At 70.8% G+C, this 22,483-nt stretch carries 23 protein-coding genes; 9 read left to right on the forward strand and 14 right to left on the reverse strand.

The window, feature by feature from the left end:
- The first annotated feature begins 65 nt into the window (after positions 1-65).
- Positions 66-593 carry a TIGR00730 family Rossman fold protein gene (locus tag AB0M47_RS24095; protein ID WP_363417762.1) on the forward strand — a complete coding sequence of 176 codons (528 nt, stop codon included), beginning with the start codon at positions 66-68 and terminating at the stop codon, positions 591-593.
- Positions 590-1,312, forward strand: a complete 723-nt coding sequence (locus tag AB0M47_RS24100; RefSeq protein ID WP_363417765.1) for a VOC family protein — start codon at positions 590-592, stop codon at positions 1,310-1,312. The genes AB0M47_RS24095 and AB0M47_RS24100 overlap by 4 nt, the downstream gene beginning before the upstream one ends.
- Before the next feature lie 4 nt (positions 1,313-1,316).
- On the opposite strand, the gene AB0M47_RS24105 is transcribed toward AB0M47_RS24100, so the two are convergent.
- The 9 genes from AB0M47_RS24105 to cimA form a co-directional block, all read right to left on the reverse strand.
- Positions 1,317-1,757 (reverse strand): hypothetical protein, encoded by a 441-nt coding sequence (locus AB0M47_RS24105; RefSeq protein ID WP_363417768.1) that lies wholly within the window; start codon positions 1,755-1,757, stop codon positions 1,317-1,319.
- A gap of 62 nt (positions 1,758-1,819) precedes the next feature.
- Positions 1,820-2,968 carry a hypothetical protein gene (locus AB0M47_RS24110; protein ID WP_363417770.1) on the reverse strand — a complete coding sequence of 383 codons (1,149 nt, stop codon included), beginning with the start codon at positions 2,966-2,968 and terminating at the stop codon, positions 1,820-1,822.
- Between the two features lie 103 nt (positions 2,969-3,071).
- On the reverse strand, positions 3,072-4,661 hold the full coding sequence (locus AB0M47_RS24115) for a DUF222 domain-containing protein (RefSeq protein WP_363417773.1): 1,590 nt from the start codon (positions 4,659-4,661) through the stop codon (positions 3,072-3,074).
- A 113-nt stretch (positions 4,662-4,774) separates the two neighbouring features.
- Positions 4,775-5,485, reverse strand: coding sequence for a hypothetical protein (locus tag AB0M47_RS24120; RefSeq protein WP_363417776.1), 711 nt, complete (start codon positions 5,483-5,485; stop codon positions 4,775-4,777).
- Positions 5,486-5,560: 75 nt separating this feature from the next.
- Positions 5,561-5,806 carry a hypothetical protein gene (locus tag AB0M47_RS24125; RefSeq protein ID WP_253761437.1) on the reverse strand — a complete coding sequence of 82 codons (246 nt, stop codon included), beginning with the start codon at positions 5,804-5,806 and terminating at the stop codon, positions 5,561-5,563.
- Positions 5,803-7,356, reverse strand: coding sequence for a radical SAM protein (locus tag AB0M47_RS24130; RefSeq protein ID WP_363417779.1), 1,554 nt, complete (start codon positions 7,354-7,356; stop codon positions 5,803-5,805). Before AB0M47_RS24130 ends, AB0M47_RS24125 begins: the two co-directional genes overlap by 4 nt.
- Entirely contained in the window at positions 7,353-8,189 is an 837-nt protein-coding gene (locus AB0M47_RS24135) for a prolipoprotein diacylglyceryl transferase family protein (protein ID WP_363417782.1), read from the reverse strand. Before AB0M47_RS24135 ends, AB0M47_RS24130 begins: the two co-directional genes overlap by 4 nt.
- Complete coding sequence (locus tag AB0M47_RS24140) at positions 8,153-8,566, reverse strand: hypothetical protein (protein ID WP_363417785.1); 414 nt, start codon at positions 8,564-8,566, stop codon at positions 8,153-8,155. The genes AB0M47_RS24135 and AB0M47_RS24140 overlap by 37 nt, the downstream gene beginning before the upstream one ends.
- Positions 8,567-8,670: 104 nt before the next feature.
- A complete protein-coding gene (gene cimA, locus AB0M47_RS24145; RefSeq protein ID WP_363417788.1) occupies positions 8,671-10,242 on the reverse strand; it encodes a citramalate synthase in 1,572 nt (523 codons plus the stop codon).
- A 218-nt stretch (positions 10,243-10,460) separates the two neighbouring features.
- On the opposite strand from cimA, the gene AB0M47_RS24150 reads away from it, so the two are divergent.
- Positions 10,461-11,207, forward strand: a complete 747-nt coding sequence (locus AB0M47_RS24150) for a tyrosine-protein phosphatase (protein WP_363417791.1) — start codon at positions 10,461-10,463, stop codon at positions 11,205-11,207.
- A 29-nt stretch (positions 11,208-11,236) separates the two neighbouring features.
- Entirely contained in the window at positions 11,237-12,373 is a 1,137-nt protein-coding gene (locus AB0M47_RS24155; RefSeq protein WP_363417794.1) for a hypothetical protein, read from the forward strand.
- A 41-nt stretch (positions 12,374-12,414) separates the two neighbouring features.
- Here AB0M47_RS24155 and AB0M47_RS24160 read toward each other — a convergent pair whose 3' ends face one another.
- Together AB0M47_RS24160 and AB0M47_RS24165 are read right to left on the reverse strand one after the other, a co-directional pair.
- A complete protein-coding gene (locus AB0M47_RS24160; protein WP_363417797.1) occupies positions 12,415-14,043 on the reverse strand; it encodes an acyl-CoA dehydrogenase family protein in 1,629 nt (542 codons plus the stop codon).
- Positions 14,040-14,522 carry a helix-turn-helix domain-containing protein gene (locus AB0M47_RS24165; RefSeq protein WP_253761429.1) on the reverse strand — a complete coding sequence of 161 codons (483 nt, stop codon included), beginning with the start codon at positions 14,520-14,522 and terminating at the stop codon, positions 14,040-14,042. Before AB0M47_RS24165 ends, AB0M47_RS24160 begins: the two co-directional genes overlap by 4 nt.
- A gap of 112 nt (positions 14,523-14,634) precedes the next feature.
- Between AB0M47_RS24165 and AB0M47_RS24170 the strand changes: the two genes are divergently transcribed.
- The gene (locus AB0M47_RS24170; protein ID WP_363417823.1) at positions 14,635-15,138 is read left to right on the forward strand and encodes a PaaI family thioesterase; all 504 of its coding nucleotides are present in this window, start codon (positions 14,635-14,637) and stop codon (positions 15,136-15,138) included.
- Here AB0M47_RS24170 and AB0M47_RS24175 read toward each other — a convergent pair whose 3' ends face one another.
- From AB0M47_RS24175 to AB0M47_RS24185, 3 genes are all read right to left on the reverse strand, one after another.
- Positions 15,139-16,800, reverse strand: a complete 1,662-nt coding sequence (locus tag AB0M47_RS24175) for an FAD-binding dehydrogenase (protein ID WP_363417800.1) — start codon at positions 16,798-16,800, stop codon at positions 15,139-15,141.
- Complete coding sequence (locus AB0M47_RS24180) at positions 16,797-17,732, reverse strand: acyl-ACP desaturase (protein ID WP_363417803.1); 936 nt, start codon at positions 17,730-17,732, stop codon at positions 16,797-16,799. The genes AB0M47_RS24175 and AB0M47_RS24180 overlap by 4 nt, the downstream gene beginning before the upstream one ends.
- Before the next feature lie 120 nt (positions 17,733-17,852).
- Positions 17,853-18,566 carry a lysophospholipid acyltransferase family protein gene (locus AB0M47_RS24185; RefSeq protein ID WP_363417806.1) on the reverse strand — a complete coding sequence of 238 codons (714 nt, stop codon included), beginning with the start codon at positions 18,564-18,566 and terminating at the stop codon, positions 17,853-17,855.
- 61 nt (positions 18,567-18,627) lie between these two features.
- Between AB0M47_RS24185 and AB0M47_RS24190 the strand changes: the two genes are divergently transcribed.
- The 4 genes from AB0M47_RS24190 to AB0M47_RS24205 are packed head-to-tail and all read left to right on the forward strand — an operon-like array spanning position 18,628 to position 22,406.
- Positions 18,628-19,872 carry a hypothetical protein gene (locus tag AB0M47_RS24190; RefSeq protein ID WP_363417809.1) on the forward strand — a complete coding sequence of 415 codons (1,245 nt, stop codon included), beginning with the start codon at positions 18,628-18,630 and terminating at the stop codon, positions 19,870-19,872.
- Positions 19,873-19,882: 10 nt separating this feature from the next.
- Entirely contained in the window at positions 19,883-20,359 is a 477-nt protein-coding gene (locus tag AB0M47_RS24195) for a GNAT family N-acetyltransferase (RefSeq protein ID WP_363417811.1), read from the forward strand.
- Positions 20,360-20,390: 31 nt separating this feature from the next.
- Entirely contained in the window at positions 20,391-21,605 is a 1,215-nt protein-coding gene (locus AB0M47_RS24200; RefSeq protein WP_363417814.1) for a pyridoxal phosphate-dependent aminotransferase, read from the forward strand.
- A 3-nt stretch (positions 21,606-21,608) separates the two neighbouring features.
- Positions 21,609-22,406 (forward strand): carbon-nitrogen hydrolase family protein, encoded by a 798-nt coding sequence (locus AB0M47_RS24205; protein ID WP_363417817.1) that lies wholly within the window; start codon positions 21,609-21,611, stop codon positions 22,404-22,406.
- Positions 22,407-22,483 lie beyond the last annotated feature (77 nt).

Genomic DNA, 22,483 nt, shown 5'->3' on the forward strand with positions numbered 1-22,483 from the left:
ATCGCCGGGAAATCGCCGGGAAATCGCCGGAAAGCAGGGCGGCGGCCCCGTCTAGGATCGGTCGCGTGGCCGCCGTCTGCGTTTTCTGCTCGGGTAAGCCCGACGCCCCCGATTCCTTCTTCGAGCTGGCGCGCGAGACCGGGCGCGGGCTCGCCCGCGAGGGCCATTCGCTGATCTACGGCGGCGGCGGTCTCGGCATGATGGGCGAGCTGGCGAAGGCGGCCCATGCCGCGGGCGTACCGGTGACCGGGGTGATGCCTGAGGGCCTGGTCGCCCTTGAACGGGCGAGCCAGGAGGTGGACGAGCTGATCGTCTCGCCGGATCTCGCCGCCCGGAAGTCCATCATGATCGACAAGGCTGACGCCTTCCTGGCGCTGCCGGGCGGCCTGGGCACCCTGGACGAACTGTTCGAGGTGTGGACCACCGGTCCGCAGCTGCGCCTGCACAGCAAGCCGCTCGTGTTGCTCGACGCGGACGGCTTCTACGCCGGGCTGGTGGACTGGCTGGGGTCGCGGCCGCTGATCAGCCCCGCACTCCTGGCGGCCGTCACCGTCGCGCCGTCGCTCGACGAGGCCTGGGCGGCGCTGCGATGATCCGCTGGGCGTACGCGTTCCTCGACCGTCCCGCCGACCGGTTCGAGACGGCGGCCGAGTTCTGGACACAGGCGACGGAGACGACGCTCTCCCCGAGGCGTGGCGAGAACGGCGAGTTCGCGACCTTCCAGCCCGCGACCGGCGACGCCTTCCTGAAGCTGCAGGCAGTGGGCGGACCCGGCGGCGGGCACCTCGACTTCGCCGTCACCGACGTCCGCGCCTTCATCACCAGCGCACTCGATGCGGGTGCCGCCATGACGGCCGACCACGGCGACTGGGCCGTGCTGCGCTCCCCCGCCGGTCACTTCTTCTGCGCCGTCCCGTGGCACGAGGAGCAGACCCGGCCGGCCCCGGTGACCGGCCCGTCAGGCGTACGCGTCCGGGCCGATCAGATGTGCGTCGACGCGCTCCCCGACGGCTTCGAGACCGAGTACGCCTTCTGGGCCGCGGTCACCGGCTGGGAGTCGCAGGCGGCGACCCTCCCCGAGTTCTCCCGGGTCGTGCCGCCGCCGTCGCTGCCCGTCCGCATCCTCGTGCAGCGGCTAGGCAGCGCCGCCGACCGTCCGGCGATGCACCTGGACCTGGCCTGCTCCGACGTCCCCGCCGCGGTCGCCTGGCACGTCTCGCTGGGCGCGGTGGTGCTCGACGTGCGTCCGAAGTGGACTGTCATGCGGGACCCGGCGGGCGGCGTCTACTGCCTGACCTCCCGCATCCCTTAGCCGCTCAGCCGCGCGGCGCGGCCGGCGAGGCCGAGACCTCTCGGGTGGAACGGGTCGAGAAGGCCGCTCCGAGGATGGCGAAGATCACGATCGGGACCGCGATCTCCGCGACGAGGCGGAGGCTCAGGCTTGGATTTGGGCTCCGGCTCAACACGCTGACGATCGCGACCACACTCAGGATATTGCCCCCGATGGCGATCAGCAGTGGCCGACGCAGGTGGCACAACCATGCGGCGAGGTACGCCCCGGCCGGGCACAACACGAAAGCCGCGAACAGAAATGCGACGGCGAAGTCGCCAAGGGCGTCGGCGCTGTTCGTATAGTTGTTGCTCGTGCCACGGGCGTACCAGTCGCCGAAGAGATAGGCCACATAACCGCCGGCCACCACGGCGGCTCCCGTCAGCGCGCCTCGGACGGCGTCGAGGAGGACGGAGCGATTTCGCATCCCGTCAGTGTCGCGCCTGCGACGCGCTCATGGAGTCCGCCGTGGGTCTGGCGTGGAGTCCGCTAGCCTCCGGTCGCCGCGACGGTGATCTCGGGATAGCGCGGATCGGCCCGGTCGAGCAACGGCTCCGGCCGGTGCCGCAGATGCCGGTCGAACATCGCCCGGTTGAGCCGCCGGGTGATCTGCGTGGACCGCGTACCGGTCGTCGTGGCGCCGAAGTCGATGCCGAGTTGCTCGCCGAAGAGCGCCAGGTCGTTGAAGGAGGCGTGTTCCGTCCCGGCCACGGTGATCCACCGCTTCCAGCCCGCCATGAGGTCCCAGTCGAGCTGCCACGAGGCGTCCGGGCCGTTCGGGGAGTGGAAGGACTGCGTACCGAGGAGCAGAAACGGCCGGGTCACCGGCGCGGGCGGGGTGTAACCCGTGGAGCTGCCGTCCATGTTGATGCCGGCCCGGATCCGCCGGTCGCCGAGAATCGCGGGAATCGCGCTCGCCCCGCCGGCCGAGTGCCCCGACATCCCGATCCGGCTCGGATCGATGAGGTGGCCGCCCGACCACACCGGCTGCGCACCCAGAAGCTGGTCGAGCACGAAGGAGACGTCGGCGGCGCGTACCTCGTAGAGGCGAGCGAAGAACGTCCGGTCGTCGTCGAACGCGCAGGTGTCGCACCCGGCGACCCGGCCGTCCGGGAAGGTCACGGCATAGGTCTCGTAGGTGTGGTCGATCGCCACGACGACGTAGCCGTGGCTGGCCAGGTCCTCGGCCAGGGCCGACAGCGAATTGCGAGGCTGCGTGTACCCCGGCGAGAGCACCACCAGCGGCAGGCTCCGGGGCCGGCCCATCGGCTTCGCCTCGGCGTACGCGAACGTCCGAACCGTGCTCAGAATGTCCTTCGGCAGGTCGAAGTTCAGCTTGCCCTCGATGAACAGCCGGGACTCCTCCGCCGTCATGTACTGCCACCGGCTGCCCCGCCGGTCATGCGTCGGATACCAGATGGTGATCATGAGTTCCCGGGCGGGCACGCTCGGCACCCACGGATCAGGGCGCGACGTGTCCCGCACATACCGGGCGGTCGCGCCGACCGCGTACGGGCCGGTCGGGCGCAGCAGGTGCAGCGGGCTGGACGTCGCCGACGCAGCGGTCGCCGGAAGCAGGGCCGCCGAGGCGACGGCCGCGCTCCCCAGGATCAGGCTTCTGCGGGAGAGGTGAGTCATGCCGCGACGCTAGGCGCGGACCACCCCAGCGGTCGTCCGTCGCTGTGTCTACTTCGGATACTCCGGCGGGACCACCTCATCCTCCCGATGTACGCCCAGCTGGCTATGGCGGTTCGGGGAGTACCTCGTAGGAACGGCCGTTCGGGCTGGTCCAGCGGAATCGGCCCGGCTCGGGTTGGTCGACGCGGAAGCCGCCCTCGTGCTTGAGCCGATGATGATGCCGGCACAGCAAGCCCAGATTGTCGTGCCGAGTCCGGCCGCCGGCCGCGTGGTCGACCGTGTGGTCGGTGTCGCAGGAACGCGCCGGTGCGGTGCAGCCGGGTGCGCGGCAGGTGACGTCACGGGCGTTGACCCACTTGCGCAGGGCGGCGTTCGGAAAGCGGGTCGTCTCGTCGTCCTGCATCGGCGGGCGAGGACGCTGGTTCGCTGGGCGGTCGCGCGTCCTGGCACCGGTGTGGGCCTTCGGCTGAACGTCGTGTCCGTCCTCGCCCCCGAGTCCCGCTCCGCCCCCGAGTCCGTCGTGGCCGCCGAGTCCCGTCTCGCTCTTGGGTCCGCCCTCGCCCGCGTGTCCCGCCTCGGTCTTGAGTCCGCCCTCACCCGCGAGTCCCGCCTCGTTCTTGAGCGCGCGTTCGCCGAAGAGGCCGCCTTCGCCACGGGGTGCGTCGTTTTGCGTTCTCGCCAGGTCGGGGCTGTCCGCCTCGGTGGGCCGGGCGCGCGTGGTTCCGTGGTACAGCAGTGTTCCATCATCGTCGTAGACGCGGTACCGCCAGCGCACCGGCGGCCGCGGTGCGACGTCGTCCCCAGCCGCCGCCGCGATGTTCGGCTCGACCAACGCCGCCTGTGCGGCGGCGACCTGCCGTGCGATGTCGGCGACGACCGGCCCGTACCCCGCCACCTCGCCGGGCGAGTCCGAGAGCCCGGCGAGGGTCGTCAGCGGCACGACCAGTTCGACCGCCCCGGCCCGCACGATCGGACCAGAGGCGGGCGAGATCCCGGCGAGCAGGTCGCAAAACACATCCGCGCGCAGCTGCTCCAAGGTCCGCGCCTCGCCGTCCCGCTTCAATCCCCGGGCGATCGCGTCCACCCGTTCGAAGGCGGCAGCGGCCTTCACCGGTGGCAGGAAGATCCCCGCAAGGCTGGCGGTCGTGTCGTCGTTGGCGACCAGCGACACTCGCCGCTCCTCGATCGACCGCTCGTAGCGGACCCGAGCCGCGTCGGGATCCGCGTCCAGCACGGCCTTACGCAGGCGACTACGCAACTGCGAGGCCGTCCAGTTCTCTGCCGGACGAAGGAACCGGTCCGCCAGGTCCCGCGCCAGCCCGTCGTCGGCGACCGGCTGAAGGACCTCGGAGAACACCCTCGCCCGCGCGAAGCAGATCCGACCGGCCCGCAGCGAATCCAGAACACGCGGCAGCCGGCGAATCAGATCGATCGCCAACGCGACCTGACTCTGGGCAGCGACCCGGGGCAGACACAGCGCGAACGCGACCTCGTCGGCGTCGAAGCCGATCCCGGTCGACGTCGCCGCCACCGACGCCATGGCCTCCAGAAGCCGCGCCTGCTCGCGGGCCACCGAACGCGCGACAGCGCACAGCACGTCGACCCGCGCCCCACCATCCAAAGACGACAGATCCAGAGACGACGCGTCCCGCAGCGGCTCACCCAGATCCGCCGGAACGCCGCCTTCGAACATGTGATCCATGCTAGAGAAGCCGGCCGACAAAACCCAGTCCCACCTGCGAAAACGCATAAGGAGTACAGCTTGCCCGCATACGAGGAACGGTGGGCCGTCGCGACGACGGACGGCTACAGGCGTGCCGTCAGGCGTTCCCGGAAAGGTGTGTAGTCGTGGTCAGGGAACAGGGCAGGGAAAACCTCGAGCATGTTGCGCAGGTTCGCCACCGTGGTCTGAAGACTGCGATGGGTGAGATCGATGTTGGCGAACAGGAGCTCCCAGCCGCGAGCGCCCTTGGTGGCGAGCAGGGCGTCCATGTATTCGCCGTAGGTGAGGTCGAGCTTCACAAAGGTGGAGGGGTGATCGCGGATCTCTGGGTCGATGTCAACAAGCTGATCGTCGAACCAGATCTCCACCGAGCCCCCGTCCGGTGGCAGGCGTAGATGAGTCAGATGGCCGTTCCCGGTGCCCCGGGAGCCGGCGATGCACCGCAACTGGGAGTGGAACCGTCGATGCGACTCGCGCTCGACGATGATGGGCTGGCCGTCACCCTGCTCGACCGCGTCCAGCAGCGGAAGCACATCGATCTCGCCGTGGACCTCGGGCAGCGCGCCGGTAGTCGCCCATGCGAACCAGAAGTGCCTGAACCGCAGCTGATGGGAGATCAGGCCCCCCGTCAGGTCCACGTCGCGCCACTCCAGGTAGTACTCGCCGAGCTCCGCGCTGATTGCCGGGTGCAGCCCTTCGTCGAGACCCACGCTGTGGATCTCGAAGTTCGGGCTTCTCTGGAGCTCCCAGTACGAGTCTAGGTGCGATCGCTCGTAGGGCGTGGCTGCCTGCATTGCGGCCTTCTTCCACCTGTCAAATACCAGCCGGGCCGATCACCGCCGGTCGGCAAGAATCACGAACAGAAGCCGCTAGAGGATCCACCAGACGATGCCGCCGAGCCCGGCGAGCGTCAGCACACCGAGGTACGCCAGCACGAGCCGCGTATCCCGCAGGAAGCACTTCGATCGCGTGAGCCCGGCCCGCCGCGCCCGCCAGTATCCCGCGAAGCCGATCCCGGCGAAGATCACCAACGCGACCGGGCCGAGCAGCCAGCCCAGGAGCGCGATCGTCGCGTACACGCACAGTCGCAGTGGGTCGTAGGGCTGCTGGTTCACGAGATCACCGGCAGCATCGCGCGGGGCAGTCGCTGTGCCGACAGCGCGGGCCAGGCCTGGACCGCGCAGAACGGCGCGCACTGGTCGGCGCCGGCCGACGAGCGGGTGGCGACGTGGACGCAGCACTGCGTGAGCCGTTCCTCGATCATCGTGTTGATGTCCATGAACGGCTTGATCGTGATCCGCTTGACCCGTTCGGCCAGCAGCTTGCGGAGCCGGTCCCGGCCGCCGGGCAGCGCCGACGAGGCCAGCGTGAGCAGGGTCGAGATGCCCAGGTCGCAGTTCTCGCAGATGTCCTTCCACAGGTCGCCGACGCGCGGGTGGGACAGCGACGACTGCTCGGAGAGCAGGTCCAGCAGCGACTGCTTCACCACGCCGCGCATGACCGCGGGCAGCTCGGTGTCCGCGATGCGGTTCGCCACGAGGTCGGGCGACAGCTCCAGGAACGCCTTCAGCCGCTCATGCCCGATCAGCGCGGTCAACGACTGCCACTCGCTCGAATCGTCCTTCAGCAGGTACCCGACGGAACAGCAGTGCGGGTGCGAGCACGGCAGTGCGGTCAGATCGCGCCACGTGACGATTCCGCCGGTCTGCGGCTCCAATCTTGCGAGTACGCCGGTGTGCGTCAACCGGTCCTGCGAGTCGATCGGCGCCGAGCGGCCGGAACCGAACTGGGGCTGGATGGAGACCCCGCCGATGTACGGCGTGTCGAGGGCGCGCTTGACGACCGCGCCGATCTCGTCGTCGTTCACACCGAGGGCGCAGGTCATCGTCAGGGTGGTGAAGATGCCGGCCGCCGACAGCGCGTCGATCGCCTGTTCCTTGAGCCGGGTGAGATCGGCGCCCCGATGGTGCCGGCTGGTGGCCGCCGACGGGCCGTCGTACTGCAGGTAGACCTCGACGCGCTCCCGGTGTTTGGCCAGCAGCGCCACGAGTTCCGGCTCCCGCGCCAGGCGTACGCCGTTGGTGTTGATCAGGATGCGGGTGACCGGCCGGGCGATCAGTTCGGCGAGCAGCTCTTCGAGCTGGGGGTAGAGGGTCGGCTCCCCGCCCGACAGCATCAGCACGTCGATGCGGTTGTTCTCCCGCGACAGCCGGGTGTCCACACTCGACAACACATCGGCGAGCGGGACGACCCCGCTGATCTGCGGCGACGAGTCGGCGAAGCAAGTCGGGCACTTGAGGTTGCAGTGGTCGGTGAGGTCGGCCAGCAGGATGCAGGTGTGCTGGGTCTGCATCTCCGGCAACCCGTCCAGGTACGCCGAAGGCACCGGCGCGAAGTTCCCCGCCAGATCGGGCACGTGCGCCTTGGTCGGCGCGGTCCACTCCTCCAGGTAGCTCAGGATCTCGGGGTTCTCGTCGTAGAGCGTCCGCACCAGGCCGTGCTCCGGGCAGCCGCGTTCGAGCCAGATCCGCCCGTCGCGTTCGGCCAGCCAGCCCGACAACCGCCGGACCTGGGCCAGCTCGGGATCGGTCGCGTGGCAGTGCGGGCAGAACGCGTTGACGTACCGGTGAATCCGGTCGCCCCGCAGTGACATGCCGACGGTCATGCTGAGACTCCATCCTGGAGGACACGGGGAGCGAGGGCGAAGCCGCCGCGGCGGACTCGGCGTACGGCGGCCCAGACGGCGAGCGGCGAGCAGGCCAGCAGGAACCATTGCGGCCGGGTCAGGCCCAGCGCGACGACCTCGTTGCCGCGAACGAACTCCACGAGGAACCGGAAGGCGGCGTACGCGAGCAGGTAGCCGGCGAACAACGCGCCGGGCTGGGCGAACCGGTCGCGGCTGCGCAGGAGCACGACGAAGGCGGCTAGCTGAAAGACGATCTCGTACGCGAACGACGGGTGCAACGGCACGCCGGCGACCGCGCGCGGGATGGACGCGGCCTCGGCGACGGACAGCGTCACGCCCCAGGATCCGCCGGTCGGCGTACCCGGGAGTTCGGTGAGCAGGCAGCCGATCCGGCCGATCGCCATGGCCAGCGCGACCGGGGCGGCGAACAGGTCGCCGGTGCTGATCTTCAACTTGGTGACCCGCTTGGCGATCAGCGCTCCGGCGTACGCCCCGACGAGTCCGGACAGGATGCTCCGGCTGCCGTAGAGCCACTGCTCGGCCAGCCCGGCGTTGGCGCTGGGCGCCAGGTGCTGGGCCCAGGTGCCGAGGCGGGACAGCAGCGCCCCGCCCGCGAGCGCCCCGGCGATGACGCCCCAGATCCGCTCGTCGATCGGCTCCCGCCCGCGCAACTGCCACAGGAACCAGCTGAGGGCGGCCGTCACGCCGAGCCCGACGAAGAAGTCGTGGGTCGGTACGCCGAACGGCCCGAGGTGGAACAGGATCGGCCGCAGCATCAGAACGACGAGCTGCCCAGCATCGGGCCGAAGCACGCGCCCGCCATGACCATCACGCCGATGGCCGAGCCGATCAGGAAGCCGACCCCGAACGGACGGGTGTTCGGCACCGCCGTCAGCACGATCCCGGTGACGATCTGGACCGGCCCGACGAGCAGCAGCCCGGCCGCCATCACGAACATCAGACCGATCCAGCGCTCCGACCCGGTACCCGAGGCGGTCAGCGCGATGACCACGCCCACGGCCACGATGAGCAGCGGAATACCGATGCCGACGACCGCGCCGATGATGCCGAGCCGCATCCGGCGCTTGCGGGCGGCCGGATCGTCGAGCGCGGGCGGCGCCTGGACCGGGTGCATCGGTGGCACGCGGAACTCAGGCCGGATCGGCGGTTCCGGTGGTGGCTGCGTCATGGCGACTCCGATGATTCCGGGTGGACCGGGGGCTGCACGTCACGATAGACGGTCGCCGCCCCCGGCCCGTTCCACCACTCGGGCTCCATCGGAGTCCGAACTGCTCAGGCCGGTACGCGGACCAGCCCGAAGGTCAGCGCGTCGACGAGCGCCCGCCAGCTCGCCTCGACGACGTTCTCGTGGACGCCGACCGTGGTCCAGTCGCCGCCCCGCGAGTCCACCGTCTCCACGAGGACGCGGGTGATCGCGCCCGTGCCGTGCGAGCCCTCCAGGATGCGGACCTTGTAGTCGGCCAGCTCCAGGGTCGCCAGCGACGCGTAGTGCCGGGTCAGGGCCTGCCGCAGCGCCTCGTCCAGGGCGTTGACCGGGCCGTTGCCCTCGGCGGTGGCGATGACCCGTTCGCCCTTCACGCGTACCTTCACCGTGGCCTCGGAGACGACGGCGCCGTCCTCGCGGTGCTCCACGATGACCCGGTAGGACTCGAGGGTGAACGGGGCGGGGCCGCCGCCGAGGGCATCCCGGACGAGCAGCTCGAAGCTGGCGTCGGCGGCCTCATAGGACCAGCCGGCCGCCTCGCGCTGCTTGACTTCCTCCGTGACCTTGGTCGCGACGTCCGGCCGCCCGGCCAGATCGAGCCCGAGTTCCTTGCTCTTGAGCTCGATGCTGGCCCGGCCGGCCATCTCCGTGACCAGGATCTTCATATCGTTGCCGACCACGGCCGGGTCTATGTGGTTGTAGAGGGCCGGGTCGTGCTTGATCGCGCTCGCGTGCAGCCCCGCCTTGTGAGCGAAAGCCGCGCTGCCCGTGTACGCCTGGTGGGTGTCGGGTGCGATGTTGGCGATCTCGGCGATGGCGTGCGAGACGCGCACCATCTGTTCCAGGCAGCCGTCCGGTAGGACGGGCAGGCCCAGCTTCAACTGGAGGTTGGCGACGCAGGCGAACAGGTCGGCGTTGCCGGGCCGCTCGCCGTAGCCGTTGGCGGTGCCCTGGAAGTGGCGTACGCCGGCCTCCACCGCGGCGACTGTGTTGGCCACGGCGCAAGAGGTGTCGTTCTGGGTGTGGATGCCGAGCCGGTCCGGGCTCACCCCGAGCCGGGCGCAGACCTCGCCGACGGCCTTGGAGACCTGGGAGGGCAGCATCCCGCCGTTGGTGTCGCACATGACCGCGATCTCGGCGCCGGCCTCGAGCCCGGCCTTGACCACGGAAGTCGTGTAGTCGGGGTCGTACCGGAAGCCGTCGAAGAAGTGCTCGCAGTCGAGGAAGACGCGGCGGCCGTTGGCCACGAAGTACGCGACGCTGTCGGCCACCATCGCGAGGTTCTCCTCCGGCGTCGTACGCAGCGCGCGCAGCACATGCCGGAGATCGGACTTGGCGACGAGGGCGACCGCCGGAGTCTGGGCGTCGATCAGGCCCTTGATCAGGGCATCGTCTTCGACGTGCACGCCTGCCTTGCGGGTCATCCCGAAGGCGACCAGGATCGCGTGCTGGAACTCCAGCTCCTCGCGCGCACGCCGGAAGAACTCGACATCCTTCGGCATCGCGCCGGGCCAGCCGCCCTCGATGAAGCCCACGCCGAACTCGTCCAGCAGCTTGGCCACCGCCAGTTTGTCGGCGACCGAGTATGTGAGGCCCTCGCGCTGTGCGCCGTCGCGCAGCGTCGTGTCGTATACCTGCATCGCGCCTTCTCTCCCACAAAACAAAACGACCCCCCGCGGATGCGGGAGGTCTGCGCGCTGGCCTGCGTATTTGGCCGGCGCGCTAGTCGCCAATAATGAGGGCGAACTGCGTCACGAGCGTGACTATGCCACTACGCGCCAAGAAGTGGAAACGTCGTCTCGCCATGTGGGCGAAACCTCTTGTGGGATTGTCGCCCCCGACCGCTACTCTCGGGGACGTGACGATCGAGGCGACCGGCAGTTTCATCCCCTTCCAGGCCGTCTTCAACTTCCGGGAGGTGGGCGGGCTGCCCGCCGCCGACGGCAGTCGCGTACGCACCAAGGCGCTATACCGCTCGGACACCCTGTCGCGGCTCTGCGACGCCGACCGCACGGCGTTCGCCCAGCTGGGCGTCGACTCCGTGATCGACCTCCGGCGGCACGAGGAGGTCAGTGCGGGCGGCCGTGCACCGGACTGGGCCGCGCCCGCGTACCACCACCGGCACCTCGACCATCCCTATTGGCGGGCCGAGGACTACGACGCCGAACGAGGCGTCGCACGGTTCCTCGCCGACCGCTACGCCGAGCTGATCAAGCACGGCGCGGCCGACATCGCCGGAGTGATCTCGCTGGTCGCCCAGGCCGACTCCGGGACGCCGGTCGTCCACTGCGTCGCCGGCAAGGACCGCACCGGGACCGTCATCGCCCTGATCTTGCGCCTCCTCGGGGTCGACCAGGAGACCGTCGCCCACGAGTACGCCCTGACCGAGCTGGCCGACCCGGCCTACGTGGCCTGGGCGAACGTGCATGTGCCGGGGTTCGCCGAGAAGCCTCCGGTGCCCTATTACGTCTCGACGCCACCCGAGGCGATGCTGTTGACGCTGCGTGAGCTGGACGCGGCGTACGGGTCGGTCGAGGCGCTGCTCACCGCGGCTGGGCTGAGCGCGGACGACATCGCGCGACTTCGGGCGAAACTGCTCGAATAGACCAGCCGGGGCGGGGTACTCGGCAGGGCATGAATCTCCGCTTCCTGAGGCCCTTGTACGACACGCCGGGGCCGTGGGCCACCGTCTACCTGGACGACTCGCTGGGCGCCGAACGCGGGCGGGCCGACGTCGGGCTGCGCTGGCGCGCGCTCCGGGAGGCGCTGCTCCGCCAGGGCGCGGCCGAGCCGATGGTGGCCGCCGTCGAGGAGGCCGTACGCGTCACGCCGCCGGAGAACGGTCAGCACGGGCTGGCCGTGTTCGCCAACGCCGGGGAGCGCGTGCGCGACGATCCCGGCGTGCAGGCCGGTCCCGATCTGGTGCACACCGAGGTGATGGCGGCTCCGCCGCCGGCCGACAGCGCCGAGTACGGCGTACTGCCCCACGTCGCGCCGCTGCTGGCTCAGCGGGGGCAGCGGATCAGCTGGCTCCGCGTGGTCGTCGACCCCGCGAGTGGGAGCATCGAGTCGGCCGACAGCAGCAGCATCGACGTCTCGGGCAGTGAGATCCAGCCGATCCGGAAGATCGTCTCCGGCGGGCGGAGTGATCGCCTGGACCACGCGCAGGACGTGGCCGCGGAGCTGACCGGGCTCGCCGACACGATGGGCCCGGAGGTGATCATCGTCGCGGGCGACGCCGAGGCCGGACGGCTCCTGATCCAGCAACTGCCACCCCGCTGGCGCAGCAAGACCGTGCTGACCGACGTCGACGCGCCGGGACCTGAGGACGATCCGACCGCGCTGGACGCCGTGACGGCCCAGGTCGTCGCGCAGACCGCCCGTCAGCACGCGGACGGCGTACTGCACCGGCTTCAAGGCGACGACGGCGACGCTGTGATCGGCATCGCACCCGTCCTCGCGGCGTTCAACCTGAGTCAGGTCGAGACGCTGCTGCTGGACCCGATCGGCCTCGCGGGGACGGTGCTCTGGCTCGATCCGGCCAGCGGCCAACTGGCCCACGACCAGGCCGACCTGCCCGGCGACGGGACGTCGGCCCGGCAGGTGCTCGCCGAGGACGCCCTGATCCGGGCGGCCGCCACCGCCGACGCCGACCTGCTCATGGTCACCGCGGCCGGGACCGACAGGAGTCCGCTTGACCTCGTCGACGGCGTCGGCGCCGTGCTGCGACCGCAGCCTGCCCATGACCGCCGCGTCACCGAGGCTGTTTGACCAGGACCGATCAGCTTGACCAGGACCGATCAGCGCACTGATCAGTCCGACGACGGCAGCGGAGGAACGCGAGCGAGGATGCCGTCGATGTCCACGCCGGCGGGAAGGGTGCCGAACGCCAAGCCGCCTTCGCCGCCGAGGCGCGCGGCACAGAAGGCGTCCGCGACCGCGGCTGGGGCGTACCGGACGAGCAGGGCGCCTTGCAGGACCAGGGCGGCGCGTTCGGCGAGCTGGCGGGCCGACGCCTCGTCCGGCGAGGTGAGCAGCTTCGCCACCGAGGCCCAGGCGACGTCCAGATAGGATGAGGCACCCAGCGCCGGGGCGATCTCGGCGGCCAACGCGTCCACAGTCGACGGCGAGGTACGCAAAGCCCGCAGGACGTCGAGCGCGGTGACGTTGCCCGACCCCTCCCAGATCCCGTTGAGCGGAGCCTCCCGGTAGAGCCGGGGCATCCCCGATTCCTCCACGTATCCGTTGCCGCCCAGGCATTCCAGCGCCTCGGCGACCATCATCGGCTGCCGCTTGCAGATCCAGTACTTGGCCAGCGCGGTGGCGATCCGCTGGAAGTCCGCCTCACCGGAGTCGCCGTGCGACGCGCGATCGACCGCGCCCGCGACCCGCATCATGAGACAGGTGGCCGCTTCGGACTCCAGCGCCAGATCGGCCAGCACCGTACGCATCAACGGCTTGTCGATCAGCAGCCCGCCGAACGCCGACCGATGCCGGGTGTGGTGCACCGCCTGCATCAGGGCGGCTCGCATCCCGGCGGCGGAGCCGAGTCCGCAGTCCAGCCGGGTCATCGTGACCATCTCGATGATGGTGCGCACGCCCCGGCCCTCCGGCCCGACGAGCCACGCGACGGTGCCGTCGAACTCCGGTTCGCTGCTCGCGTTGCTGCGGTTGCCGAGCTTGTCCTTCAGCCGCTGGATGCGGAACGTGTTGCGGGACCCGTCGGGCAGCACCCGTGGCACGAGGAAGCACGACAGCCCGCCCGGGGCCTGGGCCAGCACCAGGAACAGGTCGTTCATCGGCGCGCTGGTGAACCACTTGTGCCCGGTGAGCCGCCACGTCCCGTCGGTCTCCGGGACGGCGACCGTGGAGTTGGCGCGGACGTCGGAGCCGCCCTGCTTCTCGGTCATCCCCATGCCCGCCAGCAGCCCGGCCTTCCCGAGGGGCGCGCGCAGACCCGGGTCGTAGACCCGCGAGGTCAACAGCGGCTCGTAGACCGTGGCGAGGTCGGGTTGCGCCCGCAGGGCCGGGATCACGGCGTACGTCATCGAGATCGGGCAGATGTGACCCTGCTCGACGGTGCCCCAGACCAGCATGTCCGCCGCCCGGGCGACGTGCGCTCCCGGGCGCGGATCGGCCCAGGGCGCGCCCGCGAGCCCGTGCTCGACCGCCACGCCCATCAGCTCGTGCCAGGACGGATGGAACTCCACCTCGTCGATCCGATGCCCGTACCGGTCGTGGGTGCGCAGCACCGGCGAGTAGCGGTTGGCCTCGTCGGCCCACCGCTGCGCCTCCTCGCTCCCGGCCAGGCGGCCCAGCGCGTGCAGGTCGCCGAGGTGCCACTCCGCGCCCTCGCGTACCAGTGCTTCCAGCAGCGCCGGGTCCGCGGCCACGTCGTGGCCGATCAGCGGCGGGGCCTGGTTGACGACCTCATGCGTCATGCTTGCGCTCCGAACGGTCGCGCGCCAGGTCCCGGGCGCGTCGCGGCCTCGCGTGGCGACTTCAGCACGTGTCCCTCCGAACAGACGAGTTGTACGCCGACAGTGGCGCCGCAGTCGCGATGAGCGACCGTCACGGGCGAGCCGTCGGGGTCGGCCAGATAACGGTCGCCCCATTCCCAGACCGCGACGAGGACCGGATAGAGATCGAAGCCCTTCTCGGTCAGCCGGTACTCGTGGCGCAGCCGCTCGCCCGGCTCGCGGTAGGGCTCACGGCGCAGCACCCCCTGCTCGACCAGCGTCGCGAGCCGGTTGGTGAGCACCTGCCGGGGAATGTCGGTGTGCCGCCGCATGTCGTCGAACCGCCGCACGCCGTTGAAGACCTCGCGCAGCACGACGAAGGTCCACCGCTCGCCCAGGACGGCCATGGCGCGCCCGACCGTGCAGTTCTCCACGGACCATTCCAACGCCGCCGGCCTCATGTGAGACAACCTAAGTCTTCTTGACAGACTCAGCAAGCGTTGCCAGCCTGGGGCTATGAAACTGGTGGCCGACTCTTCGTCCTCACTCCCGGCTCGAGCGTTCGAGTCGGCGGTGACGCAGACCCAGCAGAAGCGCACCCGCACCTTCGAGTGGGACGACCCCGGCGTGTACGCCCAGGCTCCGGCCGGGCTGACCGGGCTGGAGGTGCTCCAGCTCATGGTCAACGGCGAGCTGCCACCCCCGCCGATCATGCGCCTGCTGGACATGCAGGACTTCACCGCCGAATTCGGGCGGGTCGTGGTGACCATGAAGGCCCAGGAGTTCCACTACAACCCGCTCGGCACGGTGCACGGGGGCGTGATCTCGACGCTGCTCGACACCGGCGCCGGCTGCGCCGTCCACTCCACGCTGCCCGCCGGGATCGGCTACACGAGCATGGACCTGACTGTGAAGTACCTGCGCCCGGTGACGGTCGAATCCGGGCTGGTCACCTGCGAGGGCACGGTCCTGTCGCAGGGACGGCGGACGGCGCTGGCCCAGGCGACGCTGACCGACGAGGCCGGCCGGCTGGTCGCCCACGCGACCTCGTCGTGCCTGCTGTTCCCGGTCGGCTGATCAGCTGACGGCGGCGGCTGCCGCGCGCCCGGCCACCCGGCCGGAGAACAGGCAGCCGCCGAGGAACGTCCCCTCCAGCGACCGGTAGCCGTGCATGCCGCCGCCGCCGAAGCCGGCTGCCTCGCCGGCCGCGTACAGGCCGGGGAGGGGCTCGCCGCCGGCCTGGAGGACCCGGCCGGACAGGTCCGTCTCCAGCCCGCCCAGCGTCTTGCGGGTGAGGATGTTGAGGCGTACGGCGATCAGCGGACCCGCCTTCGGATCCAGGAGACGGTGCGGCGAGGCCACCCGGACGAGCTTGTCGCCCCGGTACGCCCGAGCCCCGCGAATCGCGGTGACCTGCAAGTCCTTCGCGAACGGGTTCAGGATCTCCCGGTCGCGCGCGACGACCTGGCGCTCGATGTCGGCGTACGCCAACGCGGGGCCGCCGATCTCGGCCGCGAGCCTGTTCATCTGCTCGACCAGCGCCGGGAGCCTGCCGGCCACGGCGAAGTCCGCGCCGTGCTTCTTGAACGCCTCCACCGGACCGGGCGCGCCCGGGAGCACCCGCTGCAGCACCTGCTTGACGCTCTTGCCGGTCAGATCGGGGTTCTGCTCCGAGCCGGAGAGGGCGAACTCCTTCTCGATGATCTTCTGGGTCAGGATGAACCAGGTGTACTCGTGCCCGGTCCGCATGATGTGCTCCAGCGTCCCGAGCGTGTCGAAGCCCGGGAACAGCGGCACCGGCAGCCGGTGACCGGTCGCGTCCAGCCAGAGCGACGACGGGCCGGGCAGGATGCGGATGCCGTGCTGCGGCCAGACCGGCGCCCAGTTCGCGATGCCCTCGGTGTAGTGCCACATCCGATCGCGGTTGATCAGGTTCGCCCCGGCGTCCTCGGCGATCCCCAGCAGTCGTCCGTCCACATGGGCCGGTACGCCGGACAGCATGCGCTTGGGCGGCGTACCGAGGCGAGCCGGCCAGTTCTGCCGGACCAGGTCGTGGTTGCCGCCGATGCCGCCCGACGTGACGATCACGGCCTGCGCGGTGAACGCGAAGTCGCCGGTGACCTCCCGCGAGCTCGACTCGCCCCGGGCGGCGTCACTCGGCGCGAGGACGCTTCCGCGTACGCCGTCGATCGTGCCGCCGGTGCTGGTCAGCTCGTCGACGCGGTGCCGGAAGCCGATACGGACCAGGCCCCGGCGCTGCGCCTCGCGTACGCGGCGGAGGAAGGGTTCGAGGACGCCCGGCCCGGTGCCCCAGGTGACGTGGAACCGGGGCACGGAGTTGCCGTGGCCGTCGGCGAGATAGCCGCCGCGCTCGGCCCAGCCGACGACGGGGAACCACCGTACGCCTTGCGCGTGCAGCCAGGAGCGCTTCTCCCCCGCCGCGAAGTCCACGTACGCCTCGGCCCACCGGCGCGGCCAGTGGTCCTCTTCGCGGTCGAAGCCGGCGCTGCCGAGCCAGTCCTGCAACGCGAGCTGAGCCGAGTCGCGGATGCCCATCCGGCGCTGCTCGGGTGAGTTCACCAGGAACAGCCCGCCGAACGACCAGAAGGCCTGCCCGCCCAGCGACGCCTCGGGCTCCTGGTCGAGCAGGATCACGCGGCGGCCCGCGGCGGCGAGTTCGGCGGTGGCGACGAGGCCGGCGAGCCCGGCCCCGACCACGATCACGTCAGCGTCGGTCACGCGCGGGACTTTACTCGGGCGAGGGCCGCCTCCCGCTTCGCCTCGAACCGGCTCGCCGCCGTGTCCAGCCCGGTCATGAACTCGACGAGTTCCTCCCGGGCCTTCTCGCCCTCGCCGGAGAAGCCGTCGCGCTCGAGGACGCGCAGCTGCCGGAGGATCGGCGTGACCACCTCGTCGTGGTGGATCCGCAGGTCGTAGATGCCGGCCATGGCGATCTGGACCGACTTGCGGCCGAAGTTCTCGATGGTGTGACCGGGCATCTGGAAGTCCTTTACGACGTCGCACACCGCGCGCATGGCCTCGTCCGGGGCCAGCTCGAAGGCGGCCGTCAGCAGATTCCGGTAGAAGAGCATGTGCAGGTTCTCGTCCGCGGCGACCTTGGCGAGCAGCTGGTCGCAGATCGGGTCGCCGCTGACCTTGCCGGTGTTGCGGTGCGCGACACGGGTGGCGAGTTCCTGGAAGGAGACGTACGCGATCGAGGACAGCACGCCGTCGTGGCCGTTGGTGAAGCCGCCCGCCATGTGCTGCATCCGGGCGCGCTCCAGGGCGACCGGGTCGACCGCCCGGGTGGCGAGGAGGTAGTCCCGGATGGCGATGCCGTGGCGGCCCTCCTCGGCGGTCCACCGGTGCACCCAGGTGCCCCACGCGCCGTCGCGGCCGAACGTCGTCGCGATCTCGTGGTGATAGCTGGGCAGGTTGTCCTCGGTCAGCAGGTTCACGATCAGCGAGGTACGCGCGACCTCGGGCAGCCGGGACTGCTCCGGGTCCCAGGCCTGGCCGCCGAGGACGCCGTCGAAGTCGCTGCCCTCGCTCCACGGCACGTACTCGTGCGGGAACCACTCCTTGGCCGTCGCCAGATGCCGGTTGAGATTGGTCTCGACCGTCGGCTCCAGCTCCCGCAGCAGGGTCAGGGTGTCGGGCGATGCAGTCACGCGGGGCTCCCTCAAATCAGGCTACGGTTGCGTAGGTTACGCCACCGTAGCCTGCCCCGCTGAGAGGTCCCTGTCAGGGCACCCGTTACTCGATCTCGTCCGTCACTTCGGCCTCGTCCGTCACTCCACCTCATCCGGCAGCGGGGCGCCGCCGCCCAGGTGGGCGGGCAGCCACCAGTCGTCGCCCGGGGCCTCGGGCTTCTCGGGGTACTCCGTCTGCGCCCGGTCGAGCAGCCCGGCCATGCGCGCCCGCAGCGCCGCGGTGACCTCGTCGGACTTGTCCCGGCGCGCAGGCCTCATCGGCTCGCCGATGAGCACGCTGATGGGCAGGTTCCGCTTCGTCAGGGTGCGCGGCCGACCCTTGGTCCACAGCCGCTGCGTACCCCACAGCGCCATCGGGATGAGCGGCACCTCGGCCGCGGCGGCCAGGCGTACCGCGCCGTTCTTGATCTCCTTCACCGTGAACGACTGGCTGATCGTCGCCTCCGGGAAGATCCCGACGACCTCACCCGCCTTGAGCGCGGCCAGCGCCGCCTTGTAGGAGCCGATGCCGGCCTCACGGTCGACCGGGATGTGTTTCATGCCGCGCATGAGCGGACCGCCGACCGGGTGGGCGAAGATCTCCTGCTTGGCCATGAAGCGGACGAGCCGCTTCGACGGGCGCGCGCCGAAGCCGCAGAAGATGAAATCCAGGTAACTGATGTGGTTGCAGGCGATCACCGCGCCGCCAGTACGCGGGACGTGTTCACCGCCCTCGACCCGCACCCGCATGTCCAGCAGGGTGAACATGGTCCGAGCCAGCGCGATCACGGGAGGATAGACGAGTTCCGGCATCCGGCCAGGTTAAACCCTCGCCCGGTCGCTTTCTCGGGCAAGGCACGGCACAATGCCCGGCATGCCTACGGAGAGCGAGGCCCAGGCGGCGCAGCGGCGTGCCCTGCTGGCACCGGTGGCGCGCCTGTGCCTGGAGGCGGGCGTACCGGTGCGGATGGGTCGCCTGGAGCGCCCGGGTGAGGCGTCGGTGGTGGCGCTGACCTGCGCCGCGCCCGACGGGACCTGGGACGCCGCCCTCACGGTCGTCCGGGCGCGCCCGGTGCCGGATCAGTACCACGACTGGAACGGCCGCTGGGGCCGCGACGCCCGCGAGGGCTACGACCTGGGCTCCCCCGGCACCCTGGTCTTCGAACTCCAGATCACCGAGGAGGACGACGGGGCCGGGCCCGCCCCGCGGCCGGTGGTCGTCTTCGAACTGCTCGACGGCGAGCGCGCGGCCGCCGACGCGCTGATCCTCTGGTGGCGCCGGCCCGCGCTCTTCCACACCACGCCGCCCGGCCCACACGCCAAGGCGGCCCGCCGCCGCGAACGGGCCCAGGCGGATCGGCTCAAGACTCGGCAAGCCCCACCGGTACGCCTCATGGCACTGCCGGAGGCGGCCGAGCCGATCGCCGCCCGGCTGGACGCGCGCGCCTTGTGCGCCAACTTCCCCCGCGCCCACGACGGCCGGTTCCACCGCTCGGCGGTCGTCGCATTGACCCCGGTCGGCGGCACCCCGTCGCACCGACGAGGCCCGTGGTTGACCGCCCGGCGGGTGGGCGACGGGCTCACCGTCTCGGTCGACGAACTCATCGGCGGCAACCAGGAGCACCGCTGGGATCTCACCCCCTGGCTGTGGAACCGGTCGTACGCCCGCACCAGCCGCCGGAATCGCTGGCAGGTGTCGCAGCCGGAGCGCGTACGCCCGGTGGTGGAGGCGCTCCGTGCCGGCGATTTGCGGCGCGCCCTGCAGATGACCGGCGTGACCGCCGACGAGCAGGTGACCCGGCTGCTCGCCGGGACGCCGACGCGCACCTTCCGAGCCGAGTACGCCGAACGCTGGGTCAACCGCCTCTACGAGCAGCTGGCCGACTCCGCGCCGTGGCGGTTCGCGAACGCGTACGAGGCGTGGCAGGCGGAGGCGGACCGGTCCCGGACGGACCGCCCGGTGACGCTGTTCGGGCTCAAGGGGCTCAACCAGGCCCGCAAGCCGAAGATCGCGCTGACCATGTCCGGCGACCAGCCGATGCTGTGTCTGGTGTTCACAGCCGGGAACCTGGTCCTCCCGCGAGCCCTGTGGACGCTGCCCGCGGACTTCCCCGAGTAACGTTGCGCTCATGACGATCTCCGTACGGCGCGGCCATCCCGGCGAAGCCGCCGAGCTGAGCGAGCTGGTGCTGCGGTCGAAGGCGTACTGGGGGTATGACCAGGCCTTCCTGGACCTCTGCCGACCGGCGCTGACCCTGCACGAGCACCAGGTCGAGGCGCACCGGACCCTGGTCGCCGAGCTGGACGGCAGGATCGCCGGGGTGGTGTCGGTGACCGGTGAGCCGCCCGAGGGCGAGGTAGACCTGCTGTTCGTCGACCCGTGGGCGATCGGCCACGGCGTCGGCCGCGTCCTGCTCGACCGCGCGACGGCTGCTGCGGCCGAGGAAGGGTTCGGCTCGCTGCTGATCGAGGCCGATCCCCAGGCGGAGGCGTTCTACCTGCGGATGGGCGCGGTCCGGATCGGCGAACGGATCTCCTCGGCGACCGGACGCGCGCTGCCCTTGCTGCGCCTCACTGACCGCACTCCTAGCGGCTCGCCCAAGTGACTCCCCGACGGATAGCCCCGATACTGAGCCGATGACCTTCGGAGTACGCACGGCGCTGCGCGGCATCGGGACGACGATCTTCTCCGAGATGACGGCGCTGGCCCAGCGGACCGGCGCGGTCAACCTCGGGCAGGGGTTCCCGGACACCGACGGGCCGGCCGGGATGCTGGCCGCGGCCCAGGCGGCGATCGCGGGCGGGCTCAACCAGTACCCGCCGGTCGACGGGCTGCCCGCGTTGAAGGAGGCGATCGTCCAGGCCCGGTTCGCCCGCTACGGGCTGGCGTACGACCCGGCGACCGAGGTCGTGACGACCGCCGGTGCGACCGAGGCCGTCGCGGCGACGCTGCTCGCGCTGTGCGAACCCGGCGACGAAGTCGTGCTCTTCGAGCCCTACTACGACAGCTATCTGGCCAATGTGGCCATGGCCGGGGCGACGCATCGGGCCGTTCCGCTGCGCCCGACAAATGACGGTTTCGCCTTCGACCCCGATGACCTACGCCGTGCGGTCTCTGGGCGTACCAAGATGATCGTCTTGAACAGCCCGCACAACCCGACGGGCAAGGTGTTCTCGCGCGCGGAGCTGGAGCTGATCGCGCAGGTCTGCGTGGAGCGCGACCTGATCGCGGTGACCGACGAGGTGTATGAGTACCTGACGTACGACGGACTGGAGCATGTGCCGCTGGCCGGTCTGCCGGGCATGCGCGAGCGGACCGTGACGATCTCCTCGGCGGGCAAGACGTTCAGCTGCACCGGTTGGAAGATCGGCTGGGCGCTCGGCCCGGCGGAGCTGGTCGGCGCGGTACGCAAGGCGAAGCAGTTCATGACCTTCGCCAGCGGCACCCCGTTCCAGGCGGCGGTGGCCCACGCACTGACGCACGAGCTGGACTGGGTCGCCGAGCTGACCAAGAGCCTCCAGGAACGCCGCGACCTGCTGCGGTCCGGGCTGACCGCCGCCGGGGTACGCACCTACCCGGCGCAGGGGACCTACTTCCTGCAGGCCGACGCCGCCTCGTGGGGGTACGCCGACGGCGCCGCGCTCTGCCGTGACCTCGCGGAGCGGGGCGGTGTGGTGGCGATCCCGACGCAAGTGTTCTACGACGATCCGGCGAGCGGGCAGGGCCTCGTGCGATTCGCTTTCTGCAAACGGCCGGAGGTCTTGTCCGACGCCGTCTCGCGCCTGTCGACGTTCCGGCCTTCGGAGACGTTCCGGCCTTCGGAGACGATCCGCCCTTCGGAAGGGAAATGACCGATGCGAGTAGCCGTCTGCCAGCTCAACGCTCGGGCCGACCGTGCGGCCAACCTCAAGTTCGCCGCCGAACTGCTGGAGCGCGCCGCCGCCGGTGGCGCCGACCTGGCCGTGCTGCCGGAGTACACCGACTACCTCGGCCCGGCCGCCGGACTGCCGCAGCCGGAACCCGTCGACGGGGAGTACGCCCAGCACTTCGCCGATCTCGCGCAGCGCCTCAACCTGTGGGTGCTGGCCGGATCGTTCCACGAGACCGGCCCGGACCCCGAGCACACGTACAACACGTCGCTACTCTTCGACCGGTCCGGCGCGCTCGCGGCGGCGTACCGGAAGATCCACCTCTACGACGTGGAGATCCCCGGTCGAGTGTCCTATCAGGAATCAGCAGCGGTGGCGGCCGGCGGCCAGACGGTCGTCGTCCCGGTCGAGGGCGTACGCGTCGGCCTGTCCATCTGCTACGACCTGCGCTTCCCCGAGCTGTACCGGCGGCTGGCCGCCGACGGCGAAGCTCAGGTGCTGCTGGTCCCGGCGGCGTTCATGGCGCACACCGGCCGCGACCACTGGGAAGTGCTGCTGCGGGCACGCGCCATCGAGAACCAGTGCTACGTCGTGGCCGCCGGGCAGATCGGCGACCACGATCCCGGGCGCACCTGCTACGGGCGCAGCATGGTGGTGGACCCGTGGGGAACCGTGGTCGCCCAGGCGCCCGACGTCGTCGGGGTGACCTTCGCCGACCTCGACCTCGACCGGCTGGCCGCGATCCGGCAGGAACTGCCGAGCCTCGCCAACCGCCGCCTCTGACCCGCCGCCGCTCCACCGCCGCCGCCCGCCGCTCCGCCGCCGCTGCCCGCCGCTCCGCCGCCGCTGCCCGCCGCTCC

Origin of the sequence: Hamadaea sp. NPDC051192 (genome assembly GCF_040682475.1) — a bacterium.
In the GTDB taxonomy this organism is placed as follows: Bacteria; Actinomycetota; Actinomycetes; order Mycobacteriales; family Micromonosporaceae; genus Hamadaea; species Hamadaea flava.